Origin of the sequence: Cohnella soli, assembly GCF_042655525.1 — a bacterium.
Classification (GTDB): domain Bacteria; phylum Bacillota; class Bacilli; order Paenibacillales; family Paenibacillaceae; genus Cohnella; species Cohnella soli.
In genome coordinates, this window is the sequence record NZ_JBHSMI010000003.1 from 110213 (window position 1) to 128744 (window position 18532).

The 18532-nt window shown below is 51.1% G+C and carries 17 protein-coding genes; 14 read left to right on the forward strand and 3 right to left on the reverse strand.

The features are described 5' to 3' along the window. Positions 1–5: 5 nt before the first annotated feature. From ACFPOF_RS02360 to ACFPOF_RS02400, 9 genes are all read left to right on the forward strand, one after another. Complete coding sequence (locus ACFPOF_RS02360; protein WP_378129242.1) at positions 6–1622, forward strand: type 2 periplasmic-binding domain-containing protein; 1617 nt, start codon at positions 6–8, stop codon at positions 1620–1622. Positions 1623–1708: 86 nt separating this feature from the next. Then, positions 1709–3997: an AraC family transcriptional regulator gene (locus ACFPOF_RS02365; RefSeq protein ID WP_378129244.1), complete on the forward strand. Its 2289-nt coding sequence runs from the start codon at positions 1709–1711 to the stop codon at positions 3995–3997. A 69-nt stretch (positions 3998–4066) separates the two neighbouring features. Then, on the forward strand, positions 4067–4972 hold the full coding sequence (locus ACFPOF_RS02370; RefSeq protein WP_378129317.1) for an ABC transporter permease: 906 nt from the start codon (positions 4067–4069) through the stop codon (positions 4970–4972). A 24-nt stretch (positions 4973–4996) separates the two neighbouring features. Continuing rightward, positions 4997–5890: a carbohydrate ABC transporter permease gene (locus tag ACFPOF_RS02375; protein ID WP_378129246.1), complete on the forward strand. Its 894-nt coding sequence runs from the start codon at positions 4997–4999 to the stop codon at positions 5888–5890. Between the two features lie 279 nt (positions 5891–6169). Next, positions 6170–6976 carry a sulfate ABC transporter permease subunit CysT gene (gene cysT, locus ACFPOF_RS02380; protein WP_378129318.1) on the forward strand — a complete coding sequence of 269 codons (807 nt, stop codon included), beginning with the start codon at positions 6170–6172 and terminating at the stop codon, positions 6974–6976. Next, entirely contained in the window at positions 6973–7770 is a 798-nt protein-coding gene (locus ACFPOF_RS02385) for a sulfate ABC transporter permease subunit (protein WP_378129248.1), read from the forward strand. The genes cysT and ACFPOF_RS02385 overlap by 4 nt, the downstream gene beginning before the upstream one ends. A 1-nt stretch (position 7771) precedes the next feature. Next, on the forward strand, positions 7772–8836 hold the full coding sequence (locus ACFPOF_RS02390) for a sulfate/molybdate ABC transporter ATP-binding protein (RefSeq protein ID WP_378129250.1): 1065 nt from the start codon (positions 7772–7774) through the stop codon (positions 8834–8836). 83 nt (positions 8837–8919) lie between these two features. Continuing rightward, positions 8920–10002, forward strand: coding sequence for a sulfate ABC transporter substrate-binding protein (locus ACFPOF_RS02395; RefSeq protein ID WP_378129252.1), 1083 nt, complete (start codon positions 8920–8922; stop codon positions 10000–10002). A 96-nt stretch (positions 10003–10098) separates the two neighbouring features. Beyond that, complete coding sequence (locus tag ACFPOF_RS02400; RefSeq protein WP_378129254.1) at positions 10099–11061, forward strand: GNAT family N-acetyltransferase; 963 nt, start codon at positions 10099–10101, stop codon at positions 11059–11061. A gap of 78 nt (positions 11062–11139) precedes the next feature. Here the strand turns inward: ACFPOF_RS02400 and ACFPOF_RS02405 are convergent, their stop codons facing one another. After that, the gene (locus ACFPOF_RS02405) at positions 11140–11949 is read right to left on the reverse strand and encodes a Cof-type HAD-IIB family hydrolase (protein ID WP_378129256.1); all 810 of its coding nucleotides are present in this window, start codon (positions 11947–11949) and stop codon (positions 11140–11142) included. Positions 11950–12102: 153 nt separating this feature from the next. On the opposite strand from ACFPOF_RS02405, the gene ACFPOF_RS02410 reads away from it, so the two are divergent. The 5 genes from ACFPOF_RS02410 to ACFPOF_RS02430 all read left to right on the forward strand — a co-directional run bounded on the left by ACFPOF_RS02410 (position 12103) and on the right by ACFPOF_RS02430 (position 17321). Then, positions 12103–12297 (forward strand): DUF6199 family natural product biosynthesis protein, encoded by a 195-nt coding sequence (locus ACFPOF_RS02410; protein ID WP_378129258.1) that lies wholly within the window; start codon positions 12103–12105, stop codon positions 12295–12297. An 88-nt stretch (positions 12298–12385) separates the two neighbouring features. Beyond that, entirely contained in the window at positions 12386–13405 is a 1020-nt protein-coding gene (locus ACFPOF_RS02415) for a hypothetical protein (protein ID WP_378129260.1), read from the forward strand. Between the two features lie 163 nt (positions 13406–13568). Further along, positions 13569–15329, forward strand: a complete 1761-nt coding sequence (locus tag ACFPOF_RS02420) for a B12-binding domain-containing radical SAM protein (protein ID WP_378129262.1) — start codon at positions 13569–13571, stop codon at positions 15327–15329. A gap of 15 nt (positions 15330–15344) precedes the next feature. Next, positions 15345–16337 carry an L-glyceraldehyde 3-phosphate reductase gene (gene mgrA / locus ACFPOF_RS02425; protein ID WP_378129263.1) on the forward strand — a complete coding sequence of 331 codons (993 nt, stop codon included), beginning with the start codon at positions 15345–15347 and terminating at the stop codon, positions 16335–16337. Positions 16338–16355: 18 nt separating this feature from the next. Further along, on the forward strand, positions 16356–17321 hold the full coding sequence (locus tag ACFPOF_RS02430) for an acetylxylan esterase (protein WP_378129265.1): 966 nt from the start codon (positions 16356–16358) through the stop codon (positions 17319–17321). Between the two features lie 84 nt (positions 17322–17405). On the opposite strand, the gene ACFPOF_RS02435 is transcribed toward ACFPOF_RS02430, so the two are convergent. Both ACFPOF_RS02435 and ACFPOF_RS02440 read right to left on the reverse strand, forming a co-directional pair. After that, a complete protein-coding gene (locus ACFPOF_RS02435; RefSeq protein WP_378129267.1) occupies positions 17406–17933 on the reverse strand; it encodes a MogA/MoaB family molybdenum cofactor biosynthesis protein in 528 nt (175 codons plus the stop codon). A gap of 25 nt (positions 17934–17958) precedes the next feature. Then, a complete protein-coding gene (locus tag ACFPOF_RS02440; protein ID WP_378129269.1) occupies positions 17959–18453 on the reverse strand; it encodes a hypothetical protein in 495 nt (164 codons plus the stop codon). Between the last annotated feature and the right edge of the window lie 79 nt (positions 18454–18532).

The following is an 18532-nucleotide window of genomic DNA, read 5'->3' on the forward strand; positions in this document are numbered from 1 at the left end:
GCAAGATGAGCAGTAAAGTCAGATGGTATACGGGGTTGGTCGCAACAGCAGTAGGGTTGGCGGCGATAACAGGATGTGCTGCCAATTCAAACAACGAAGGGAAGAATGTAAATACGGGGGCAACAAGCACCGCTTCCGCGAGTCAAAATGTAAACGATTCCAATTTCAATGACAGCGGTTTTCCAATCGTCAACGACAAAATTACAATCAAGATGGTTGGGTTGCAAGGCGCAGGAAATCCTCCGCTGGATCAGATGCCGGTCTATCAAGAATACGAGAAGATGACCAATATTCATATCGATTGGACGTCTATCCCGGCGGAGAACGCCGAAGAGAAGAAATCGCTCATCTTTGCGTCCAACAATCTTCCGGATGCGTTCACAGTGGGTCTGTCCGACCAGGAGGTGCTGGCGAACGGAAACAACGGGACCTTGATCCCCTTGGAAGGCTTGATCGACAAATATGCGCCTAATTTAAAGAAGCTGTTCGAAGAGCATCCCGAATACCGCAAGCAGTTGGTAACTCCGGAGGGGCATATTTACACCTTGCCCCATATCAACGAATTTTCAAGCGCGGAAACGGTGCTGATGTGGATCAATCAAGACTGGCTGGATAAGCTTCATCTGAAAGCGCCGCAAAACAAAGACGAGCTGTACGCGGCGTTGAAAGCGTTCAAAGAGGGCGATCCGAACGGAAACGGCAAGCCCGACGAGATTCCATTTTCCCTCACGAAAGATGACATGGATCTGTTTATCGCCAACGTGTTCGGACTGTTGAAATATAAGAATATCGTAATCGGGGACGACGGCAAAATTATTCCTGCGGCGATGGATCCCCGGTACAAAGAAGCCCTGCAATACCTGAACAAGTTATATACGGAAAAACTGATCGATCCTGAAATGTTCAGCTTAACCTCATCCCAGCAAAATGCCAAAGGAGCCAACGGGCAATTGGGCGCGTATTTCCATTGGAGCATCATTACGGCCGGGGCTGAGCTGGAAAAACAATACGTCGCTTTCGCTCCGATGGAGTACAACGGCAAACGGGCGACCTATTTGTATTCTCCGCTGGACAGAGGGCATTTCGCAATAACGAAAGAAGCTAAACATCCGGAAGCGCTAATTCGTTGGGCCGATTATTTCTTCTCGGCGGAAGGAACGAAAATGGCGGAATTCGGTCCCAAAGGAACCGGTTATATCGACAATGAGGATGGCACCTGGGAGCAAGCGTCCGTACCGGATGGCATGACATCCGTAGATTTCCGCCTATCTATGACGCCGTCTGCCGGGGGCTCGATGCCTTATTACTATTCCAGCAGCCTGCTAGATACATCCAAACTGAACGATTACGACAAGAAGGTTGTCAAGTCGGCTACCGATTATAACATGCCTTACGCGAAGCCTGCATTCCCCAATGCGTACATGACGGAAGACGAGCAGAAGAAAGTGGCTGCGATTCAGACCGATATCGCCAATTATGTGACGCAGATGGAAGTCAAATTTATTATGGGAGCCGCTTCCTTCGATCAATGGGACAAATTTGTGGATACATTGAAGAAAATGCAAATTGATGAACTGGTGAACGTATACCAAACGGTATACGATCGTTACCAAAACAGTTAATGTCTTTGAGTTCCGCGCTGCGGCTGCTTTCCCGCAACGCAGTGCGGAATTTAAGAATCGATCGGACAGAATCGGGGGTAAGCGGATTGAAGGAGCTGCTGGCGAGAAACAAAACCTTCTTCAAATATCTTTTATCGTACTTGCTCCTGCTCATTTTGCCGTTGGCGGCTATGTCTTATTTGATTTTCAAAAATATCGTGGTGGAAATGGAACGTCAAATCGTAACGTCCAACATGCAGATGCTAACGCAGGTTCGCGATACGGTAGACAAGAAGTTGGCCAATCTCGATCGAATTGCGGTGGAGCTTTCGTTAAACCCGCAGTTGACGCCCTATCAAGTATCCCAATCCAGCTACAGCCAATATCAGACGTACCTGGAACTGAAGAAATATGCTAATAGCGACGGGTTTATTTATCAGTTAGTACTTTGCATGGATAAGGCCCCAGCCATTTTTTCGTCGACCGGCAACTACGCTGCGGACGATTTTCTGTCCCAGGCATTCACTTTTTCGCGTCCTGTTCAGGAGAAGCTTGCACAGACGCTTCAATCTCCCGGAAGCCGCTGGGTGATGCCCGCGCAGAACGTTAGGATTAACGGATCGCATGCCCGTAAGAACTTTATTCTGTTCGCCTATCCGCTTCCGCCGGATAAGAAGTATGTCTACGGGACCGCGCTATTTTTTGTCGATGAATCGGAAATGAAGACGATGATTCTCGACATATTGGCCGATTACGGAGGCACTACGGTAATCCTGAATCAGCAAGGCGAGATGATCGCTTCATCCAGGGAAATCGAAGGGGATGAATGGGCTTCCATTCGCAATTTGTCCATCGTACAACCGGATCATTCAAGCGATACGGCCAACTTGATTCTCGACAACAAGACCTATATCGCCAATGCTGTCCAATCCCGTTACAATGATTGGTCGTATCTTACCGTTGTGCCGAAGGAAAAGTATCTTCAGGAAGTGCTGCGCGTCAAACAGTCGGTCTATGTAGGCATCGCGATCGTCGTTATAGCCGGAATCGTGGCTGCCATCTCTTTTCTATTATTGAACTATGTGCCGATTCGCAAATTGAGGAATACGCTGGAGGGCAATCGCGATTCGCTCTCTTACGATCACAAAGACGACATATCTTTTATTCACCATGCGATTCAAAATGTCGCACAAACGAATCAAGAGCTCGTGGATCGGATCGGGCAGCATAAACAGTACGTTCGAAGTCATTTGCTCCTCATGCTTCTGCGGGGGCATATCGCTGACGAACACGAGTGGAGATTCCTTTTGAAAGAAAGCGATTTGCACTTCACGCTTCCTTATTTTCTTGTCGTCATTATTGCCGCAGATTCTTCTAATAAAGCGCTTTTGGGCTTGTCGAACGCAAAGGAAAAATGGTCCAAGCCCGGGAAACTGGACCTCTATCGTGTTGAAGGATTTGACGACAGCAAAGTTGTCTATATTTTTAATATCGTCGCGGATACGAGCCATATATCGTTCGTTGAATCGGATATAGCGGAAATCAAGTCGAATATGGAAGCACAGTTGGGGCTGAAACTGAATGTCGGCGTGGGGAACGTATATGGCAGTTGGCAAGATATATCTAAGTCTATGGTCGAAGCTTCCTCGGCACTGGATTACCGCCTATTGCGCGGAGGCGGGCAAATCATCCACTATGCGGATATCGCCGACACTGCAACGTCGAACTGGCAACCTTACGAGAAACTTCAGATGATGAGCGTTAGCATTGAATCAGGGAATATTCAGCAAATGGAATGCATTCTTGCAGAGATTACCGAACAATTGGGCCAGCAAAATATTCCGTTGTATATGGCGCGCTACTATTGTTTCGAAATCATCAACACTTTGATGAAAGTTGTACGCGATTTGAACATTAAGTGGGAGCAATTGCCCGGAGGAATGCCGGATTTAACCAAGCTCGCTCAATTCGAGACAGTGGAGCAGTTAAAAAAGAATGTTTATGAAATCGGTATTAATATTTGCTCTTACACGAACAAGAGGATCGGAAATACGGACAGAAACTTATTGGAAGAGATCAAGGCGCATATCGAGTCTAATTTCAAAGACCAGAATTTCAATTTCAGCGACATGGCGGATTCAATCGGAATGTCCTCGCCTTATTTGAGCCGGCATTTCCGAGATAAAACCGGATTAACGATGATGGATTATTTGACAGAGCTGCGGATGAAGGAAGTGTGCGATCAGTTGGTGCACAGTGACAAGCTGATTAAAGATGTCATTCATGAGTCGGGTTATTTTGACATTGCAAGCTTTAATAAAAAATTCAAGAAACTATACGGCACCTCTCCTAGCAACTACAGAAAATTAAGGAGAGCCATCAATAATGAATCATGATCGGCCGAGAAGGAGGGGATTCAGTTGAAAGCAGCCAAGACGGAACTTACCGCTCCACCATTGTTGTGGATGCACAAATTATGGCTCAACATGCGAGAGCACTACCAACTCTATATTCTGATAGCGCCTGCGCTCATCTATTATATTATCTTCCAATACATCCCTATGTATGGCGTACAAATTGCGTTTAAGGATTTCGTACCCACGCTAGGGATTTGGGGAAGCAAGTGGGTAGGGCTTGAACATGTCATCCAATTTTTCCACTCTTATCAATTTTGGGACGTGATCAAGAACACGCTGGGGATCAGTCTGTACGGGTTGATCGTCTCGTTTCCGATCCCGATTTTGCTAGCTTTGATGCTTAACGAGGTGCGTCATAAGAAATTTAAAGCTTTCGTCCAAACTTTGACCTATGCGCCGCACTTTATTTCAACAGTGGTTATGGTTGGTATGATGATGATCCTTCTTTCTCCATCGACAGGGGTTGTTAATCAGATCATCGTCGCGCTAGGCGGAAATCCGGTCTATTTCATGGGAAGCGAAGGGCTATTTAAGACGATATATGTTTTCTCGGGCGTATGGCAAGGAATGGGTTGGGGTTCGATTATTTATTTGGCTGCATTGTCTTCCGTCGATCCGCATCTATACGAAGCAGCTTACATGGACGGCGCCTCGAAACTGAAAAAAATCATTCATATCGACTTGCCCGCCATACTGCCCACGGCAGCCATTCTGCTTATCTTGAATGTCGGAAGCGTCATGTCCGTTGGATTCGAGAAAGTATTTCTCATGCAAAATCCGATTAATTTAGGATCCTCCGAGGTCATTTCGACTTATGTCTATAAAATAGGTTTGCTTCAAAACAATTACAGCTATGGCTCGGCTATCGGCTTATTTAATGCGGTAATTAATTTTATCCTGCTGGTCTCTGTGAATACGGTCTCCAAGCGCACGAACGGGTCTAGCTTATGGTAGGAAAATGGATGGAGGGTTGCCATCATGTTCAAACGACAATCGCTCCACGATAAATGGTTCGATGTGTTCAATTATGCAGGTCTTATCGGCATTGCCATTATTGTGTTGTATCCGTTAGTCATCATCTTCAGCGCATCATTCAGCAGCCCGGAAGCGGTTAACAAGGGCGCCGTATGGTTATTGCCGAAAGCTGTTTCGCTTCAAGGTTACGAGAGGATATTTGCCAATCCGACGATATGGCGCGGCTATGGCAATACCATTTTGTATACGACTGTAGGGGTTACAATTAATTTATTTATGACGATCACTGCGGCATATGCGCTATCTCGTAAGCAGTTTATGCCGCGAAGAATCGTGTCCCTTATTTTCGTGTTTACGATGTTTTTTGGCGGCGGGCTTATTCCGACATATTTGCTTGTGAAAAACTTGGGAATGCTCGACACGATATGGGCGTTAGTTATTCCCAATGCAGTAGGCATGTTTCAAATTATCATTACGCGCACGTTCTTCGAAACGAGCATTCCAGACGAACTCAGGGAGTCTGCGATGATTGACGGATGCAGCGATATTAAATATTTGCTCCGGATCGTCGTGCCGCTATCGATGCCGATTATTGCCGTGCTAGCGATCTTTTATGGTGTAGATCATTGGAACTCGTATTTTAATGCCCTGATTTATTTGGGCAAACAATCGGCTTATCCACTGCAATTGGTATTGCGCCAGATTTTGATTCAAAATCAAACTGCAGGCGAAATCATGGGGCTGGATGACGTTTATGCAGCGGCCGAAAAGCAGCAGATTGCTGACTTGATGAAGTATGGCATCATTATTGTTTCCAGCTTGCCGATCATTATGGTTTATCCATTTCTGCAACGGTACTTTGTTAAGGGAATGATGATCGGGGCCATTAAAGGGTAAAAAAAGGACCTCAGCCTCCACAAAGCAGTGGGATGGGGTCCTTTCGCCTGTAAATAGGCGTTGGTCCGCCCCGTGACATTTACCCATTGTCACAGTTCCCACTCATAAGCCTAATGAATAGCCTATATTAGAAAATTTAATAAAAAGGCGTTTGCCTGCCCGCTTTTTCGTTGACGGACAAAGCCGATTTCTGGTAAAGTATGAATACCAACTAAATTAATAGGAATTATTTTATATGTTGCTCTTGAGCTTCGGGAGGTACACGACAACGTGAGTTCCATGCTGCAAGGTCGATGGTGGGGCTGGGGATTTCGCAGCGCCGTTATGCTTTATTTCGTCGTTCTGATTGTTTTTCCGATTCTAGGTATTTACGGTCAGTCGTTATCGAAAGGCTGGGCAAGTTTCGCAGACAATCTGTCCGAGCCGCTGGCGTGGAAAGCCGTATTGCTTACGGTTCAAATGGCATTGATCGCTACGATCGTGAATGTGTTCCTCGGAACAATGTCCGCCTGGGTATTGATTCGTTATCGCTTTCCCGGCAGACGCCTGCTCAACAGTCTCGTCGATTTGCCGTTCGCATTGCCGACAGCGGTAGCCGGATTGATGATTTTGCTGCTGCTCGGACCTCATAGCTTCGTGGGCGAATTGGCGGAGAAACTCGGTTTTACGATTTTGTTCCACCAACCCGCGATCGTGATCGCCATGGTCTTCGTCACTTTTCCATTCGTCATCCGTGCGGTGCAGCCGCTTCTCGAAGAGATGGACGCCGCAGAAGAAGAAGCGGCGTACATGCTAGGTGCCACGAAGGCGAAGACATTCTGGCGCGTTGTGTTTCCGAACATGCTCCCGGGGATTTTGAGCGGCGCGATGCTCGCTTTCTCGCGGGCGCTTGCCGAGTTCGGCGCAGTCGTGCTCGTCGCGGGGAACATCCCCGGGCGGACGCTGATCGCTTCCGTGTATATTTTCGGAGAGATCGAAAGCGATAATGCCGTCGGCGCTACTGCCGTCAGCGTGCTTCTTTTGACGTTTTCTTTCATCATCTTATGGACGGTCAATTACGTTCAGATGAGGAGGAAAAACGGATGAGAAGGTTATGGATCGGTTTAACGGTTGCCGTGTTTGGTTTGCTGCTCGTCGCACCTCTCATCCGGATCGTCGAGGGGGCGTTTAATGAAGGCTGGGACGGTTTCGCATCCGGGCTTGCCCGGCCGGAGACGGTGCACGCGCTCTATATGACGGCGTTGATCGTCGTTATCGTTACTGTAGTGAACGCCGTGTTCGGCGTCATGCTTTCTTTATATTTGGTGCGGGCAACGTGGCTCGGCCGTAGGCTGAAGCAGTTGCTCAACAGTATCGTCGATTTGCCTTTCGCCGTATCGCCGGTGATCGGCGGTCTTATGATCGTGTTGCTTCTTGGACCGGAAACGGCGCTTGGCGCACTGTTTAACAAGGCAGGTATCGACATCGTATACGCTTTACCCGGAATGATCATCGCGACGTTGTTCGTGACATTCCCGCTTATCGTTCGGGAAGTGATGCCAGTGCTACAGGAGATCGGAAGCGCTCAGGAAGAAGCGGCTTCGACGCTTGGCGCAAGCGCGTGGACGACATTCTGGCGAGTGACTTGGCCGTCGATCCGGTGGTGCGTCGTGTATGGCGTCGTGCTGACGGTCGCGAGGGCGCTCGGAGAGTTCGGTGCCGTGCTTGTCGTCTCCGGCAATATTTTGTTCAAAACGCAAACGGCAACAACGCTCGTCTATCAGGATGTCGAGAACTTTAGCCTGACTTCCGCCAACGCGATTGCGCTAGTGCTCGCGGCCGGCTCGGTCACGCTGCTCTTATTTATGGAATGGGCCAAATCGAGAAGGGAAGTGCATTAAGATGCATATCGAAGTGAGCGGCTTAAACAAGAAGTTCGGCGAATTCCAGGCGGTTAAGGATGTCAGCTTCGGGATCGAAAAAGGCCAGTTAATCGGACTGCTCGGTCCGAGCGGCGGCGGGAAAACTTCGATTCTTCGCATGCTCGCCGGCCTTGAATCCGTCGACACGGGAGAAATTTTGTTTCACGGAAAGCGTGTTAACGATCTGCCGCCGCAAGAGCGCGGAATCGGGTTCGTATTCCAGAACTACGCGCTTTTTAAGCATATGACGGTCGAGGGCAACATCGCTTTCGGACTCGAAGTGAAGAAGTGGACGAAGGAGAAAATCAAAGCGCGCGTCGCCGAACTCGTCGAGCTGACCGGGCTGTCCGGATTCGAGAAACGTTATCCGCATCAATTGTCCGGCGGTCAGCGTCAGCGCGTCGCTTTCGCTCGGGCGTTGGCACCGGAACCGCAGCTGTTGCTGCTTGACGAGCCGTTCGCTGCCATCGATGCGAAGATCCGCCATGAGCTGCGCTCCTGGCTGCGCGATATGATCGACCGGCTGGGCATCACTTCGATATTCGTCACGCACGACCAAGACGAAGCGATCGAAGTCGCCGACCAAATTATGATAATCAACAAAGGCCGTCTGGAACAGAAGGGCACGCCTTGGGAAATTTATAAAAACCCGCAATCGCCTTTCGTTGCCAGTTTTATCGGCGAATCAACGATTGTTGAAGACGTCTCATCTCTGCGCGGATTCAATGAAGCTTCGGGCTGGCCGGGCACGAAAGCTCTCATTCGCCCGGAGTATGTGGAAATCGGCAAATCTTCGGATTTCGAGCTATTGTCGGCGACGGCGGCCGGACTCGTTCGCCACGTTCATTTTCGCGGGAGCGAGTGGCTTGTGGAAGTTGAGGTCGGGGCGACTCGTCTCGTCACCTACCGTTCGCTCGAGAAAGAAATATTGCACCCGGGCGAAGAAGTTCGCGTGTTGATCCACCGGGCGTACTTGTTTAACGACAAAGACAGCTGGGTTATGGAAAACAAACTTAAAGAAGACCCGATGCCGGTTCATATTTAATAAGCACTCGCTTCGTGATCAAAATCGGACTTTTTGAACTACCTATTGGCGGAAGCCTACGAAGGCACCGCGGGAGGGCAACGATGAAGGGAAAGCGCATAGCCGGTCTGGCGAGCAACAGAGGCCGGTTAGGATGGATAGCGGCATTATTCGTTCTATTGATCGTTAGCGGATGCGGCAACGGACGACCGGATGAGAGCGCAGCAGGCGCTTCAGCGGCGCCGGCTGGCGACGTTACGCTTGTCATCGGAGCCTATTCCGTAGCCAAAGATGCACTGCAGGAAATTATGCCTGCGTTCAAAGCCGAGTGGAAGAAACGGACCGGCCAGACGGTTGCGTTCCAGGAATCGTACGAAGCATCGGGCACGCAAGCCCGGGCGATAATTGGAGGCTTCGAAGCTGATGTAACGATGCTCGCCCTTGAGGGAGATATGCGCAAACTCGTGAAGGCGGGGCTGGTCGATAAAGGCTGGACGAACAACGCCTACATGGGGATGGTCACCCAATCGATCGTTGTACTCGGTACGCGGGCCGGCAACCCTCTCGGCATTCGGGATTTCGAAGATTTGACGAAACCCGGCGTGAAGGTGCTGTACCCGAACCCGAAAACATCAGGCGGAGCGCAGTGGGACATCAACGCGATCTATGGCGCGGGTTTGAAGAAATCCGAGCGGGAGACGGGCGCAAAAGATCCGGCAGCGGCTAAGAAGTTCCTCGAAGATGTTCATCGGAACATCGAGTCGATGGACAAGAGCGGGCGGGCATCGATGGCAGCTTTCGAATATGGCGTTGGCGATGTTATCGTCACGTACGAGAACGAGTTGCTGGCGCGGATCGCGCAAGGGGTGGCCTACGACATTGTCGTGCCGTCCAGCACGATTCTGATTGAGAATCCGTTGGCGGTCGTCGATCGCAATGCCGATCGGCACGGCGTCCGTGAAGCGGCGAACGCATTCGTGGAGTATTTGTACTCGGAGAAGGCGCAGAGGTTATTCGCGAAGCACGGCTTCCGTCCGGTTCAGGAAAAGCTTGCGGATGAACTGCGCGACCAGTTCCCTCAGCCGATTGACTTGTTCACAATCGATTACCTCGGCGGTTGGGATAAAGTACGCGACACGCTGTATTCGAAACGCGGCGTCTGGTATCAGGTGCTGGCCGGTCAATAAAATGAAAAGCCGAAAGGTGAACCTTACTGGTCACCGCTCGGCCTTTTTTGGTATAATATTCGAATATCGACGGTCGATGAACAGGGAGGATTATTTTTGACGAAACCAACCAGCATTCGCATCATGTTGTACGTGTCTTACTTTAAGCTTGCGTTGTTCCTTGTGATGCTCGTCAGCCTGAAGTATAGCGAGATCAGCGAGCACATGAGCTTCTACGGGCCATTCTTTCTTCTCTCGCTGCTTTCGATGGTTTACTTTATTGTGACGATCAACAAACGCAAATATCTACTATCGATTGTGTTTGCGTTTCTGAACTTTCTAGTTGCCTTCGTGAACCCGATTCAGCAGATCGCTTCGCTTGTGATCATGCTGCTTTATGTGCTTAAATCGACAAGGGATTACATGCGCGGTGACACGCGAATTACGGCTGCGTCGGAAGAACAAGCGGAAGAAAGCGACGAATCGGGTGAAAATGCGGACTCGGAAGGTGGAGCGGATTCGGCGGATGAAGCATCCGAGGGAGACAAGCCAGCACTTTCGCTAGACAAGCCCCAAGCCCAGCCGAAACTACGCAAAGACCCCGAGGTCACCGTTCGCGAGGCAACTGCAGAAGACGCCAATACGATATACTCGCTTATGATGATCGCATTCGAAGAGTACCGTACGGCCATTCCGCCATCCAGCGCGCTTGATGAGACGGAAGAGGGCATTGCTCAAGGGCTGCAGGACGGGACGGAATCTGCCGCAATCCTGTTCGAAGACGATATGGCGTCTGCCATGGTGCGCTTCAAGATCGAAGGCGATACGATTCATTTCTACCGATTGTCTGTCGTACCGAATCGCCGCAGAAGAGGACATGCACGGAAGCTTGTCCAATGGATCGAGCGACATGCGATAGCTAAAGGGCTTAACGTCAGCCGTTGTAAAGTGCGCCAGTCGGTTCAGAACAACCTTGTGTTGTACCAGAACATGGGCTACGAGATCGTGGACCAGGAGCTGATCGTACGACCGGAAGGCACGCTCAAGGCGCTTACTTTGGAGAAAAAGCTGGGCGTCTGATTTGTATTAGATGATTGAACGAAGAACCTCTCCGGGTGAATTTTTCGGAGAGGTTCTTTTTTGCGTAGAATGAATGCCTTATGGATGAAGTACAAACTTGTCGAGCACATGCTTCACGCCGTCTTCGTTGTTGCTGAGAGTGATGAAGTCGGCAACGGCCTTTAATGCCGGAACGGCATTCGCCATCGCAACGCCGAGTCCGGCCGCTTCGACCATCTCGTGATCGTTCATGGCGTCGCCCATCGCAATTGTCTGTTCCATTGGAATGCCGTAATATGCGGCGAGGAAACGTAGCGCGTGGCCTTTCGTGCCTTCGGGGTGCATGAACTCGAGGTAGTTCGGCTTCGACTTCGTCAGGTGAACGCGTCCGCCGAATCTCTCTTTCAATACGGGTAACAAGGCGTCCAGCTTTTCAGGCTCGTCGATGATCAGCAGCTTAGTTTGGCGTTCTTGCGCGACGATACGCTCGAAGTTGGGCTCAACCGTATAGGGGATGTTGGATTGTTTGGCGTAGCCTTTTGTTTTGTCGTTGTCTGCGGGAACATACAGCTTGTCGTTAATATAGCTTTGTAAGTGCAGATCATGTTCGAGGCAATAGGCGTACAGTTCCTGCGCGACGTCGACAGGGACGGAACGCTCGTACAATACTTCCTCGTCGAGCAGGTTTTTGATCAGCGAGCCTTGGTACGTAATGATCGGCACGTTCAGTCCGACCTGACGAGCGATCCGCTGGGCGGAGTCGAACATTCGGCCAGTGGCGATTGTAATATGCACACCTTGCGCGACAGCAGCGGCCATCGCTTCTCGCGTCGCTTCGGTCACCGTCAGCTCGTCGGTCAGCAGCGTATCGTCTAAATCCATGGCGATTAGGCGGTAGGTTGTGGTCATGGGGTGGGGTTCTTCCTCTCCGTTTTCTAATTATCGCTACATTGTACCGTATACATGGAGTGCGGAAAAGGGACGATCATTCCGAAAGAAACTATTCAAGCACTTAAACCGTCTAATCTATATCGTAACGAAATCGTAAAGGGGTCGATCTTCGTGATCATTATAGCGATATTATTCATTTTAATCGCTGTTCTGAATATCATCTATCCTGCTTTTGGATGGTACTTAAGGTACGGGTGGATGGTCAAAGGCGACTCCGAGCCGAGCGACGCCTACTTGCTAATGAGCCGAATCAGCGGCATCATTGTCTTGATTGTCTTTTTATTCGTATTCCTTCCGATGCTTTAGTGGCAGGAACAATGATTTTCGCATGAGGCAGTAACTTTTTTGCAAAACGGTTCGTTCAATATTGTACATATAGTAGGAGGTTGCTAACATGAATATCCGAATCAAAATCATGATAGGCCTAGCAGCAGTTACACTCATCCTGTCAGGGTGCGGCTCTAAATCAGAAGGATCGTCGAACACACCTTCACCGTCGTCGTCACCCGTGGCGTCTGCGGAATCGCCTTCCGAATCGCCATCGGAATCTCCGAGCGAGGATAAAGGTGAATTGATTGCGAAGGATTTTGTACAGCTTGCGTCCCAAGGACCTGAGGCGAGCAAGCTGTACGGAAAGCTGAAGGAAGAGATCGGGAATGTCTCTTCCGAGCAGGCCGATGATATGATTCGCGCCATGGTGAAGTATTATGATAAGGAACTGCCGGAGCTTGAAAAGAAATATGAAGAGAATGACGTACAGGCAAAATTGATCGGGTTGAAATGGCCGATCGACGAGGCGAAGGTGGACGCGTTGAAGAACGCAACGCTGAGCAGCCTCGTCCATGATACGTTGAAGGGCGGATATAAGCTAGAAACTTCCGAAGGCTTTATTTTTCCTGTCGTCGATTACCGCAGCCTGGCTGATCAAGCCAATGGTGCAACCGAAGCGATGAAAGCTTATTTGAATGTGATGGCTACTGAATCGGACAACCCTTCCGCCAGCGACGGAGGCCTGATCATCTCGCTTGACGATCTTGCTTCTCGGACGCTTGCCGCCGAAAGTTATGTCGTTGCTTTCCCGGACAGTCTGGAGCGGAAATCCGTCGAGCAGACTTTCGTTAATTATTTGCAAATGTATTTGATTGGTCTTGATAATACGCCGATTTTCGATTTTGAGACATTCCATCTGCTGCCGGATACGAAGAAACAATTCGAGCAGACGGTCGCGGATCATGGCGGTACGGTCACAGGCAAGCTGACGAAGCAGTTCCTCGATGTGCTGGCAGGAACGAAAGGTGCCGTGTTCATCAAAGGCAAGGACGGATCGCAACAGGACGTTCCGGCAGTCAAGAAATTCCGGGACAGCCTGGAAGCGACTGCGAGAGCGCAATTGCCAGCAGGCAAAAGCCAATAACTCGTTGCCCCCGGCCTCACAACCAACCAAAGGATCAACAAGAACGTCGGTCTCTGCAGACCGGCGTTCTTTTTCGCGGAAGCCGGATGAAGTCTCAGGTTTCTTCCCGACGTGTTTTCCGCTACAATAAAGAGAGGCTTGACAAGGAAAGTAGGAACACGTTATGAAAGTTGTTCTAGCAACGTTAAATGCTAAATATATTCATACCTCGCTTGCGCTGAGATATTTGAAAGCTTATGCCCAAAGCGAGTTTCCCGATATCGAAATCGCTGAGTATACGATCAAGGATCCTTCGATGGGCGTTGTCGCCGATCTATATTCGAAGAAACCCGATGTCATCGGTTTTTCCTGCTACATATGGAATATCGAAGAGACGATCGTGATTGCGGACATGCTGCGGAAAGTGTTGCCGGACGTGAAAATCATGCTCGGAGGTCCAGAAGTCAGCTATGACACGGACTACTGGATGAATCGGCTGTCTTCTGTCGACTTCATCATTATGGGCGAGGGCGAGGAGACTTTCCGGGACTTACTGCGCCAGATCGCGGGAGAGCGGAAGTACCATTTCGTGTTCGGGGTAGCCTATCGCGACAAGGAGGGGCAGCCTGTCAGCACCCCATCGCGTCCGAAGCTGGACCTCAATACGATTCCGTCTCCGTATCGATTCGAAGAGGATTTGATTCCGATGCGCAATCGCGTCGTGTATTTCGAGACGAGTCGCGGTTGTCCGTTCAGTTGCCAGTTCTGCCTGTCTAGCATCGAAGTAGGCGTCCGTTATTTCGATATCGAATGGGTGAAAGGCGAGCTGAAGTATTTGATCGATAACGGGGCGAAACTGATCAAGTTCGTCGACCGGACGTTTAACATCAAGCGCGACTATGCGATGGAAGTGTTCCAATTTCTAATTGACAACCATAACGGCTGCGTGTTCCAATTCGAGATCACCGCCGATATAATGCGTCCTGAAGTGCTCGACTTCCTGGCAGAGAAGGCGCCTCCGGGCATATTCCGTTTCGAGATCGGCGTTCAGTCAACGAATGATCCGACGAATCTTGCCGTGCAGCGTCGTCAGAACTTTACCAAGTTGACCCGTACCGTTGTCAAAGTGAAGGAGAGCGGGAAGATCGATCAGCATCTCGATCTGATCGCCGGTCTTCCGCATGAGGATTACGATACCTTTCGCAAGACGTTTAACGATGTGTTCGCGCTCCGGCCCGAAGAACTTCAACTTGGTTTCTTGAAAATGCTGCGGGGAACCGGTCTGCGCATCGACGCCGCGAAGTATGGCTATGTCTATGCGGAACGCGCGCCTTACGAGATGCTTGGCAATGATCTGATGCCGTTCTCGGACATCGTGCGCATTAAACGTGTAGAGGATGTGCTTGAGAAGTTCTGGAACGCGCATCGGATGGATCGAACGATGGAGTACCTGATCAAACAGGCGTATCCGTCTCCGTTCGATTTTTTCCAGGCGTTCGGCGATTATTGGGAGGAACGCGGCTGGAGCCGAATCGGCCATCAGCTTGAAGATTTATTTTCGCGATTGTGGGCGTTCCTGCTTGCGGATGCGAGGCCTGAACTCGATCACGATGTGGCGCTTGGTTTGCTGAAAATCGACTATTATTTGCAGCACAAATACAAGCCGCGCAAGCTCTGGTGGGAAGACGGCCGTCTGGAGAAGAAAGATTGGACGTCCGGCTTGAAATATGCGGCGGTGAAGCTTGGCATGGACGAGCGGGAACTACAGAAGAAAGGTACGCTTGACCGGCTTCCGTTCGACTACGGCGTATGGATGGACGAGGGGCGCGTCGATCGTTTCCGGCCTTCCATGCTTGTTATTCTGTACGCGGGAGAAGAAACGGGGCCGCAATTACTGGCGCTGCCGCAGCCGGACGGGCTGGCGGCAGGCTTAATATCCGAATAGCGAGGTGTATGTGGGATGGTTTATCAAGCGAGTTCCGAACGTTACAAGACGATGAAGTACAATCGGGTCGGAAGATTCGGTCTGAAAATTCCCGCCGTTTCCTTAGGGTTGTGGCATAATTTCGGCGGCATCGACGCTTTCGAGAACGGGCGGGCGCTGGTCCGGCACGCATTCGATCTCGGCATTACTCACTTCGACTTGGCGAACAACTACGGCCCGCCCCCGGGCTCCGCGGAGGAAATGTTCGGCCGCTTGCTGGCGACCGACTTGAAGCCGTACCGCGATGAACTGGTCATCTCCACCAAAGCCGGTTATTACATGTGGGAAGGGCCTTACGGAGAGTGGGGCTCGCGCAAATATTTGATCTCCAGTCTCGATCAAAGCTTGAAACGGATGGGCCTCGATTACGTGGATATTTTTTACCATCATCGCCCGGATCCTGACACGCCGCTTGAAGAAACGATGGCAGCGCTCGATTATGCCGTCCGTTCGGGCAAAGCGCTGTACGTCGGTATTTCGAACTACCGTGCGCCGCAAGCGAAGGAAGCGATCCGCATTCTGAAGGAGCTCGGCACGCCGCTTCTTATTCACCAACCGCGCTACAGCATGTTCGACCGTTGGATCGAAGACGGCTTGCAAGACGTGCTCGAGGAAGGCGGTGTCGGCTCCATTGTGTTCTCTCCGTTGGAACAAGGACTGCTAACGAACAAATATCTGGGCGGCATTCCGCAAGATTCGCGTGCTGCGGGTGCATCGGTGTTCCTGAACGAAGGCAGCATTACGCCGGAGAAAATCGCTAAAGTGGGCAAGTTGAACGAGCTCGCGATATCGCGAGGCCAGTCGCTGGCGCAGATGGCGCTCGCCTGGACGCTGCGCGGCGAACGCGTCACGAGCGTTCTTGTCGGCGCGAGCAAGACAAGTCAGCTTGACGACAATGTCGACATGCTGAAACGGCTTGAATTCTCTGCAGACGAACTGTCTGCAATCGAAGCGATTTTACGAGGTTAATTGGGGAGACGACGGCCGATGTCTGGTAACGCCATTACAAGAAGAATCGCAGAGCTGGAAAGCTTGTTTCCGCCGGTGACTTCCCCCGTGGACTTGGATGCGTACTGGGATGCGGAGTTGAAAAAGTTCGCGGAGAAGCCGCTTAACGGCCGAAGAACGCCAGAGGCGACGCCATACGCGCACATGAAAGCTTATCGGGTCGAATTAGAGGGTTTCGACGAGACACCGATTCGTGGCTGGTATTTGCTGCCGCGCTTCAGATCCGATAACACGAAACTGCCTTGCATTGTTTCGTTTCCCGGGTATACCGGAAGCAGCGGCAACCCTGAAGATTACGCAGCGTATTTGTTGATGGGGGTAGCGGTATTCGCTGTTGACGTCAGAGGGCAGGGCGGCGATACGGGCAACTTGATGCCGCAGCATTACGGCATGATGACGGGTTGGGTTACGCAGGGCATTCTTGACAAGGACACGTGTTATTACAAAGCGATTACGATCGATGCGATTAAAGCGTTGGATTGGGCGAGCGAGCAGCCGGAAGTCGACGCGTCGCGCGTGTGCGTCTCCGGAGCCAGTCAAGGCGGCGGGCTTGCGATGATCGCGGCGGCTTTGTCGGACAAGCCGGCAATTGCGGTCGCGCACATCCCGAACATGTGCCAGATCGATTTCGGGGTGCTGAATTCAAGCAGCTCATTGTCTGAAGCGGCCAAATATATCGAGCGTTTCCCGGATCGAATGGACAAAGTGTTTGAGACGTTAAGCTATTTCGACAACGTTAATTTGGCGCACCGGATTCGCATTCCGCTTTTTGTTACCGTTGGGTTAAAAGACCCGACGACGATGCCGGAGACAATCTATGCGGCTTACAATCGGGTCGGCTCCGATAAGACGATCGTTCCGTACCCATTCACGGGTCATGCGTTGACATGGCATCAGAACCGTCAGGCCATCGCATTTATCGCCGAGAGATTCGGACTGAACTAATTCACGACGATAACAAAACAGCCTGCGAACGAACCGTTCAAATCCGGTTCTCTTCGCAGGCTGTTTTCATTTCTTGCGACCTGATTACACCATATCCTTGTATAACTCTCGCATTACGTGGCCGAGTTCGGGAAGAATGAGCCGCGTCATCGCAAGCTTGACCGCCCCGGTCGACCCGGGCATCGAGAAGACGGCTGTCGCATTCCCGATTGTTCCGGCAATTGCACGTGACAGAATGGCTGCAGACCCGATATCCTCCGCGTAGCTCAGGTAGCGGAAGAGTTCGCCGAAACCTGGCATTTCCTTGCACAGTCGATCGCGTACCGCTTCATAAGTCGTATCGCGTGCGGCAATGCCGGTACCGCCGTTCAGCAGGACGACTTCCGCGTGCGGATTATCAGCGGCTTGAGCCAATATCTCCGACAACAATTCGTACTCGTCCTTCACGATCTCGTAGTGCGCAACCTTGTGTCCGTGCGCTTCCAGCAGCTCCATAATGAGTCGTCCGCTCTTGTCCGTCTCCGGGGTACGCGTATCCGACACGGTGATGACTGCGCACGAGACGCTTCGCGGCGCCTCGCGCCGATGTTCTTCCACGGACGTTATCGTCACAGGAATTCGCTCCCCTATCAATCAGCTATTCCGATGGCGCTTCGGCGTTACGATCTTGCTCACCTTGGTCGGCAGATTGCTCAACCGGCAATTCCGCTTTTTCAGCGGGCTGCGCCGTTGCAGGCTCTTTGACCAGTCGATCGACGGCCGCAGGAACGACAAGCGTTAGCGCGTAAGCCAGTGTAACCCATACGGAGTAGCCGTGATGCTGCCCTTCCGTAAATGAAGGGAACACCGAGTTGCGATACCATTCAGCGAACGTGTTCAACAGCAAGCCGACGACTGTCGCGATGAAGCCGAAGCGAGTCGCCGCTCCGCGTTCCGGGATCAAGCGCAATCTGACGAAGAGCGCAAGGCCGATAAGCAGAAGGAACGACAGCATTTCGAGCAGGAACAGCGAAGTTCCGAAGTACGGCTCACCTACCTCAAGCATGACCCATTTGCCGAACAGAAGGAAAAACAATGTCGGAACCGCCCACACGGCGACCCCTAAACCTACGTAAGTCAATCCTTGCCGCACGCCGATTCACCCTTTCCGTTATCCGATGTCTGGCTGGTTACTCACGTACATGATTCGACGGAAAAGGCGCGAATCCTGC